Raw genomic sequence first — 7,016 nt, forward strand, 5'->3', positions numbered from 1 at the left:
AGCAAGGGATATTTGGCTAGTTCACCTTACTATCCAGATTTGACACGACGTTACTTTGGTTTATATGCGCGCATGATTGGCGGAGATTTGGGCGCGAGTTATCGCGTAGAACCCCAGTTACCAGCCCTAAATATCAATAAGAATACTGATGGCAATCCTGATGAGGATCCGGAGGATGCTGAGGAGCCGAAAGCGGCTCCAACTAAAGATAAGCTGCCGCCTGCTAAAAAGTAGTTGATAGAGAGATCTAGGGCTTAGAGATGAGCAATATTCAATGGCATTCGATCATTCGTTTGCCATTGTTGCTATTGGTCAGCACCTTTTTACTGGCTTGCTCTGATTACCAGCGAGCCCGTTCTGCTTATGAGGCTGGTGAATACACCAAAGCATTTCAGATTTTTGAGCGCTTATCTCAAGCAGGCGATAACCAAGCCCAATATGATTTATCCCAGATGTATCTACAGGGTATCGGAACCCCCAAAAATATAGAGCAGGGCTGGGTCTGGCTTAATCGCGCTGCAGAACAAGGCAATATCCAAGCGATGCTGGAGTTGGGGGTTCGTTATCAGGCTAGCGCCAACCTGGAAAATGGTCAGGAAATGGCCTTTCTTTGGTTTCAAAAGGCGGCGATAGCGGGAAGCCCAGTGGGGCAGTACAACTTAGCCCATTTCTATGAATCTGGAAAGCAGGCCCCTGTGGATTTGGTGAAAGCCTATGTCTGGATGGCACTGTCCAATAAGAGCGGAAACCCTGCTGCAGCCTCTGAAATGAAGGCTATCAAGGCCAGACTATCCCCGGATGAGCTAGCTAGCGCTGATCGAATGATTCAGGAAATCAAAAAGACCTTGCCATAAGCTTTCTGGATTCAGATCTAAATCGTTTATCCTCAAACTTCATTGAGTGCCTAGACGGAGTGTGTGGTGGCTGAATCTGGTGATAGTTCCCAGGAAAGAGAGTTAGAACCGAGTGAGCGGAGAATCATACGCGCTCGAGAACAAGGTCAACTTCCGCAATCAAGGGATATTGCCACCTTTGCTCTGCTAACCGTTTTTATTATCTTTTTAATTGCTATAGGCCCTCTTTTGCTTCAGCAGCTGGTGCTGATGACTAAATCGAGTTTTGTTTTTGCTGAGCCGATCAAGTTACTTGATCACATTCAGGAATGGCTTAATGGCCCTTTACTCGTTGTGCTAGGTTTACTGTCTTTGGTTTTTTTGCCTGTCTGGTTGGTGGGCATATTAGCGCCACTTTCTCTGGTGAATTTTCGTGCTTATTTTGCCCCGAAGTTTGATATGGGCAGGCTAGACTTTATCGCCGGTCTTGGCCGAATGGTTTCTCTAAATGCACTGACTGAATTAATTAAAAATATCTTAAAGACGGCACTTGTTCTGGGTATTGGTATTACGTATTTGGTGGGACTCTTTGTTTACATTCGCACGATTGTTAGTCAAGATTTTGATTCTGCGCTATTGCATACAAGCTACTTCATTCTCAATGGCTTCTTATTGCTAATGGTTCCCCTACTATTGATTGCTGTAGGGGATGCATGGATGCAGTGGTTTAATTTCCGTAAGCAAATCCGGATGAGCCCAGAAGAAATGAAGCAGGAGATGAAAGAGTCAGAAGGCTCTCCAGAGATTAAGCAGCGTTTACGTCAACGGCAAAGACAAATTGCTTCATCACGCATGATGGCCGCTATCGAGCGTGCTGATGTTGTTTTAGCTAACCCAGAGCATTACTCAGTCGCACTACGTTACGATATCGAAAAAATGGCTGCGCCGATTGTGATTGCAAAAGGGGCCGATCAAATTGCCTTACGAATTCAGGAAGTGGCACGCGAGCACGATGTCCCTATTGCACAAATTCCACCGCTAGCTCGCTACCTATACAGTCAGCTAGAAATTGGTGAAGCAATACCCATGTCTTTATTTGAGGCAATTGCCAAAATATTGGCGTGGGCTTATGAGGTGAAAGAGTCTGGAGGGGTAGAGGGTGAAATACCAGAAGTCAGCTTCATACCCGAAGTACTTAAGCCAGGAAAAGCATTGCTTTAATTCATTACGCTCTTAGCAAATGTGGTTCCGACATCCTCTGGGAAGTAGTAAACCAACATGAGCTCATTGCGGTTATTTAAGCTGCGACCAATTTGAAAGGCGACTTGACCGCCACCAAAAATATAGGTTTTTGATTTACGAATACCAGCAGCAAATGCGCTCTCTTGCCCTTCTGAGGGGGTGTAGTCAAGGCCGTATTTGATGGTGAAGCGCTCGATGATGGTATCGGCTACATCCTTATTGAAATAGCCCAGCTCTTTTTTCATGAGCACTAGACGACCAGCCTCGTTATAAATCAGCCAGATTGCCTCTTCTTTACCATCAACCTTAATTTTGCAGCTAAAAGATAGTTCATAAGCGGTACAAGTAAATTTATCCTTAGCCTCTTCCCGAGTCGTATTGAATGGGATTGTTGCGTACTCTTCCATAGGGAGTTTCACAACCTTGGTGTCAGGAAGCCAAATCTCGGTCTTCACTTGATCTTCATTTTTTCCGCATGCAGATGCAAGAACTGCTAGGGCGCAAATTATCCATAATTTGAGTGAAGGTAAACGCATGGCTATAAGCTTTCTAAATGAAGCGAGAATTAAACAGCTACCACTGGAATTACTATACCCGATCTTGATTCTTCGGTATTAAGCATTGTTAGATTTAAATGCTTTACCAGTAAGCACTTGGTGGTGCATACACTAAGATTTTTGCGGGGTTGAGATAGTTTTTGTTTTGATGAATCTCATAGTGTAGGTGAGGCCCCGTTGAGCGACCTGTAGATCCTGATTCGGCAATGAGCTGTCCACGAAGAATCTTCTGGCCAGGCTGAACGTGGAGTTTGCTATTGTGAGCGTACTTTGAAACAAAGCCTTCGCCATGCGCTATCTCAATAAATTTTCCATATGCCGGGTCAACCCCAGCTTTGAGAACAACACCGTCTCCAGCGGCAACAATAGGCGTGCCAGAAGGGGTTACGAAATCAATTCCAGAATGCTGAGCTAATTGTTTTGTAAACGGATCTACCCGCACGCCAAAATTACTAGTCATACCTAATCGAGCATCTATCGGGGGCCCAATCGGCAAGGTACGTAGCCATTGGTATTGCTTTTCCCATTCAGGCTCTAGCTTGGTAAAAATCTCTGCCATTTCGGTAGCCTTGCTAACTGACTCCTCTAGGTTTTCTGCTAGCGACTTAGTGGGCTCAAATTTGAAGCTCAAAGGCTTTAGTGGGCCACCCAAATTTGATGGCTCGACGAATTTATTTTTTACGGTATAGGGTGTCGAAATAGCTAGGTAGCGGTCTTTAATAGACTTCAATTCATTGAAGTGTAGGGAGGCTGTTGCGAGTTGATCCTGAATACTTTTCAGTTGTTTTGTATATCGTTGATCCAAAGCCATTCGTTCTTTGACGGTCACGACCCCGCTCACTTCCCTAGCAAAGTCGGGGTTCACTTCTAGGGCAATATGGATACCGGTTGAAAAAATCAAAATACCGAGCAACAAAAATGAGCCGCAAACAATCATCGCTAAACGAACAAGACGCTCTTTAGTAATGTTGATCTGCTTTATGGCTCCGGTAGAGCCTGATACCCAAAATAGTTGCATATACCAAGTATAAGTATTTGATTTATCTGGACTAAATGTCCAGCGTGTTTAATTTTTAGACTTATAATTCTTGAACCACCCCCAATTTTAACCGCAAATACAGGCCTGTGATCACTTTAAAACGCACCCAAAAGCAGATTCTTGCATTCAAGTTTTGGATATTTTCTGCCCTTTGCCTGGTTGCAGTCCAAGGCGGTGCCGCCATTATTGGTCAAATGCCCGCACATGGTGATGTTTTGTACATAACTACTGAGCCTTGTACTGCTGAAAATGGGCGGATAGAGCCTAATTGGTACTTCTCGTATTCCGTTAATTCATTGGGGTCTGTGACTCGCAGTTGCTATGTTCGTTATAACGACCAAATCTGGATTAAAGGGCCTTACGGCACTGAGTCCACCTTCCCAATGAGTTACTTTGCGAAGCCATCTGCGAGCGATTCTGGCAAAACTGAGCAGGGATCGGATGTGAAACAGTAAGTTGCAGACTAAGTGGTGGCTTTTTTATGGGCTTGGGGGGACGCAAAAAAATTGATAGAGCACATAGCTCATCGTATCTGGAATGACCCTGTCCCATTGTGAGCCCGAGGTATCGAGTTGTTCGACGCTGACGCCGGATCCACCGGATCCGGAGTAATACCCTATGTAAAACTGTTTATAGCTCTCGTAACCGGTTTTGCAAAAATACGATATATCTTGAATTACTGACTGCGTTAGGGCGCCATTGGGCGCGGTCAACGCTTCGTTGTAGCTAATAAGCTGCCAAGTGCTGACCTCACTGGCTGCGCTATCCCTGACAGTCTTGGTGTCTTCGTAGTAATAGGCATTGCCGACGTTGTCATTGGAGATAAAAACCCACTTTGCCCACAACGGATTAAGTGGATTTATTAAAAAAACCGTTAAGCAAATAAATACTGATTTTTTGAGAATTACTGGCATTTATATAATCGAGTTAGAAATAATGAATTTATTAGCAAATAGTGCATTTTAAAGCCCAAAAGTAGCGTTCAGCTGATAGAATTGCCTAAATCTTTATTAATGATAATGCGCGCTAAGGAGTGCTAAGTATGGCTGAAGTAAATCAACTAGGTTGTTTATTCGTTGGCGAGGGCGTGGTTCTCAAAGGAAATTTTGAGGTTCCCGATATTGCTTCCATTTCTGGAGTAGTAGAAGGTGAATTGACTGCCAAGCAAATCCTCATCGAGGCAACTGGTGTCGTGCATGGAAAACTCTCCGGAGAGTCTATTGATATCCGTGGCGAAGCGAATGAGTTTGTATCCTCAACACGTAGCCTAATTATTCGCTCCACTGGAAAAGTAACTGGATCTATTCATTACTCCGAAATTGAAATTGAAAAAGGCGGCCATTTACATGGCGACCTACATAATCTCAATCCACATTCCTAATTTTTTTGAGCTAAATCACGATGTCTATTTTTTCTAAAAACTCAACACCCGATAACAGTGAAGACAAAATTGCTGATGAGCAAGTTGAGAATTATTCTGATGCTGCTGCAGTTGAAGAGTCAGTAGCGGTTTCAACATCAGCCTATGAGGCGGTGCGCAATGAGTCCTCAAGTCGCCCTGGTATTTCTAAGCCGTCCATTATTAGCGAAGGTTTTACTTTTGAGGGTACGATTACTTCAGATGGTATCTTGAATATTGCGGGCACTGTGCGTGGAAAAATTACTGCAAAGTCAGTGTTGATCGATGCTAGCGGTCAGGTTGATGGGGAATTAAATTCTGATCAACTGGTAATTAAAGGGCAGTTGAAAGGCGAAGTTAATTGCGAAGATCTGAATGTTGGACCTCTCGCGCATGTTGATGGAACGATTAGTTACAAATACATTCATATTCAGCGCGGTGGCAAGGTGTCTGGAAAGTTCATCAAGAACTAGTAATGTGACATGGCCTTTAAACAAAGTCATGCAATCAGACTGCTGGATCCATCAAGGGAAACTTTTGGATCCATCATCGGCCCCGATTTAGAAATTTTCGGAAAGATTGTTGCCACCAAGAGTTTGCGGATTGACGGCACAATCATTGGCGATGTTGAGACGAAGTATGGCGCTGATGTTTGTATTGCGCTTGGTAAAACGGGTTTAGTACAGGGCAATATATTTGGTGTACGCGTGTTGGTTGCAGGGCGCGTGGAGGGCAATGTGCATGCCTCAGAGCGTGTTGAGTTGCATAGTGGCGCTGACGTGCATGGCGATATCGTATATGCCCAAATTGGAATTGAGCATGGTGCTAGATTGAGTGGCAAGCTTTCTAAGATTGCTGATGCCAATCTTTTACCCAATGTTGGTTTAGACAATACTTAAATTTTAAATAGCGTAAAAAATGAATATGCAAAATCATGAAGCTATTAAGATACTGGTGACCAACCAAAAAGGTGGGGTAGGTAAAAGCACGATTGCCGCTAACCTAGCCGCTTATCTCGCTATGCAGCAGGGTATCGAGGTTTCTCTAATCGATTTCGATAGACAGGCCTCATCTTCTCGTTGGACCAAAAAAGCGCCCGATGTTGGCATTCGGGTTCACTGTGCAGAAATCAATTACGAGAACTCCGGAATTGCATTGCTGAGCTCACGCGCTGCGGTCAGAAAATATTCGGCAGGAGTGCAAGTGAGTATTTCTGATTTGACATGGCACCCCACACTGTCTGATGAGTTCATGCTAGATTTTGATATTGTGATTGTGCCGAGCTCTAGCGCTAAATTTGAGATGGCTAGTACCGAAATTTTTATTTTGGAGTACGCTCAAAAACGTATGGCGCGCTTAGCAGCTAATAAGCAATTCATTTTGGTAGCTCCTAGCAAGGTCGTTCCTGGCTATGCCTCATTGGGCTCATTTACCAATTTAGAGTTCTTAATGAACTGCTACATCACTCCACCAATTCATCAGACACCAGATTTAGATGCCTATGTATATGAGGATTTTCTTTGTGTCTGCTCCGATCAGAAGGTTGCGGAAAACTTTTCGAATTTTGGAAAGTTCCTAGCTAAGAAAATTGAAGAACGCAGGACTATCAAGAAAACTTTATCTTTATCGGGAACCTCGTTAAATCGCGAAATCGTTAAGAAAGTTAGCGTATTGGATGACTATCGTGTACGTGCGCGTGAGTTGGGTATTTATGGGGGCTATGCTGCAAAGCCAGCGAGTGACGCCCCCCAAGAAACCCCGCCTGAATCAACCCCAGGGGTCGTGAAGGGTGGTCGATTTATTCCAGCATTTTTGCGTCGCTCCGAATGAGTACTCTTAACCATAATTCTTAAAAGCAAAAATTGTGATGACTGATCCGAAGCGAAACGATATTTTTGAGGATACAAATGGGGTGAGGGTTGCCGTTAAGCAGCTTTATCCTCCAA

Annotated in this window: 11 protein-coding genes; 8 read left to right on the forward strand and 3 right to left on the reverse strand. The window is 44.1% G+C overall.

The annotated features are described in order from the left end of the window. The 3 genes from B7Y67_RS08675 to B7Y67_RS08685 all read left to right on the forward strand — a co-directional run. Nucleotides 1-234: hypothetical protein (locus tag B7Y67_RS08675; RefSeq protein ID WP_293598303.1), on the forward strand; the 234-nt coding region annotated here is incomplete at its 5' end. Between the two features lie 26 nt (nt 235-260). Further along, on the forward strand, nt 261-854 hold the full coding sequence (locus B7Y67_RS08680; protein ID WP_293598304.1) for a tetratricopeptide repeat protein: 594 nt from the start codon (nt 261-263) through the stop codon (nt 852-854). A 66-nt stretch (nt 855-920) separates the two neighbouring features. Continuing rightward, nucleotides 921-2,054 (forward strand): EscU/YscU/HrcU family type III secretion system export apparatus switch protein, encoded by a 1,134-nt coding sequence (locus B7Y67_RS08685; protein WP_215302839.1) that lies wholly within the window; start codon nt 921-923, stop codon nt 2,052-2,054. Here the strand turns inward: B7Y67_RS08685 and B7Y67_RS08690 are convergent. Together B7Y67_RS08690 and B7Y67_RS08695 are read right to left on the reverse strand one after the other, a co-directional pair. Then, nucleotides 2,051-2,611 carry a hypothetical protein gene (locus B7Y67_RS08690; protein ID WP_293598305.1) on the reverse strand — a complete coding sequence of 187 codons (561 nt, stop codon included), beginning with the start codon at nt 2,609-2,611 and terminating at the stop codon, nt 2,051-2,053. The two genes, B7Y67_RS08685 and B7Y67_RS08690, sit on opposite strands and share 4 nt — an antisense overlap. 103 nt (nt 2,612-2,714) lie before the next feature. Further along, complete coding sequence (locus tag B7Y67_RS08695; RefSeq protein WP_215302842.1) at nt 2,715-3,650, reverse strand: M23 family metallopeptidase; 936 nt, start codon at nt 3,648-3,650, stop codon at nt 2,715-2,717. A gap of 107 nt (nt 3,651-3,757) precedes the next feature. Here B7Y67_RS08695 and B7Y67_RS08700 point away from each other — a divergent pair, with 107 nt between their 5' ends. Then, nucleotides 3,758-4,126 (forward strand): hypothetical protein, encoded by a 369-nt coding sequence (locus B7Y67_RS08700; protein ID WP_293598306.1) that lies wholly within the window; start codon nt 3,758-3,760, stop codon nt 4,124-4,126. 24 nt (nt 4,127-4,150) lie between these two features. Here B7Y67_RS08700 and B7Y67_RS08705 read toward each other — a convergent pair whose 3' ends face one another. Beyond that, on the reverse strand, nt 4,151-4,585 hold the full coding sequence (locus B7Y67_RS08705; RefSeq protein ID WP_293598307.1) for a surface-adhesin E family protein: 435 nt from the start codon (nt 4,583-4,585) through the stop codon (nt 4,151-4,153). Nucleotides 4,586-4,713: 128 nt separating this feature from the next. Here B7Y67_RS08705 and B7Y67_RS08710 point away from each other — a divergent pair, with 128 nt between their 5' ends. Genes B7Y67_RS08710 through B7Y67_RS08725 form a run of 4 tightly spaced genes read left to right on the forward strand, consistent with a single transcriptional unit; the run spans nt 4,714 to nt 6,900 of the window. Beyond that, nucleotides 4,714-5,052, forward strand: coding sequence for a polymer-forming cytoskeletal protein (locus tag B7Y67_RS08710; RefSeq protein WP_215302848.1), 339 nt, complete (start codon nt 4,714-4,716; stop codon nt 5,050-5,052). A 20-nt stretch (nt 5,053-5,072) separates the two neighbouring features. Beyond that, a complete protein-coding gene (locus B7Y67_RS08715; protein WP_293598308.1) occupies nt 5,073-5,543 on the forward strand; it encodes a polymer-forming cytoskeletal protein in 471 nt (156 codons plus the stop codon). Between the two features lie 9 nt (nt 5,544-5,552). Continuing rightward, a complete protein-coding gene (locus tag B7Y67_RS08720; protein WP_215302852.1) occupies nt 5,553-5,969 on the forward strand; it encodes a polymer-forming cytoskeletal protein in 417 nt (138 codons plus the stop codon). 19 nt (nt 5,970-5,988) lie between these two features. Beyond that, on the forward strand, nt 5,989-6,900 hold the full coding sequence (locus tag B7Y67_RS08725; RefSeq protein WP_293598309.1) for a ParA family protein: 912 nt from the start codon (nt 5,989-5,991) through the stop codon (nt 6,898-6,900). The last annotated feature ends 116 nt before the right edge of the window (nt 6,901-7,016 follow it).

It is taken from the genome of Polynucleobacter sp. 35-46-11 (genome assembly GCF_002281105.1).

What these genes read in the sequence shown, in the direction of transcription:
- B7Y67_RS08710 (WP_215302848.1), top strand. Translation starts at nt 4,714, where the DNA reads ATGGCTGAAGTAAATCAACTAGGTTGTTTATTCGTTGGCGAGGGCGTG.
- B7Y67_RS08715 (WP_293598308.1), top strand. Translation starts at nt 5,073, where the DNA reads ATGTCTATTTTTTCTAAAAACTCAACACCCGATAACAGTGAAGACAAA.
- B7Y67_RS08690 (WP_293598305.1), bottom strand. Translation starts at nt 2,611, where the DNA reads ATGCGTTTACCTTCACTCAAATTATGGATAATTTGCGCCCTAGCAGTT.
- B7Y67_RS08725 (WP_293598309.1), top strand. Translation starts at nt 5,989, where the DNA reads ATGAATATGCAAAATCATGAAGCTATTAAGATACTGGTGACCAACCAA.
- B7Y67_RS08705 (WP_293598307.1), bottom strand. Translation starts at nt 4,585, where the DNA reads ATGCCAGTAATTCTCAAAAAATCAGTATTTATTTGCTTAACGGTTTTT.
- B7Y67_RS08695 (WP_215302842.1), bottom strand. Translation starts at nt 3,650, where the DNA reads ATGCAACTATTTTGGGTATCAGGCTCTACCGGAGCCATAAAGCAGATC.
- B7Y67_RS08680 (WP_293598304.1), top strand. Translation starts at nt 261, where the DNA reads ATGAGCAATATTCAATGGCATTCGATCATTCGTTTGCCATTGTTGCTA.
- B7Y67_RS08720 (WP_215302852.1), top strand. Translation starts at nt 5,553, where the DNA reads ATGGCCTTTAAACAAAGTCATGCAATCAGACTGCTGGATCCATCAAGG.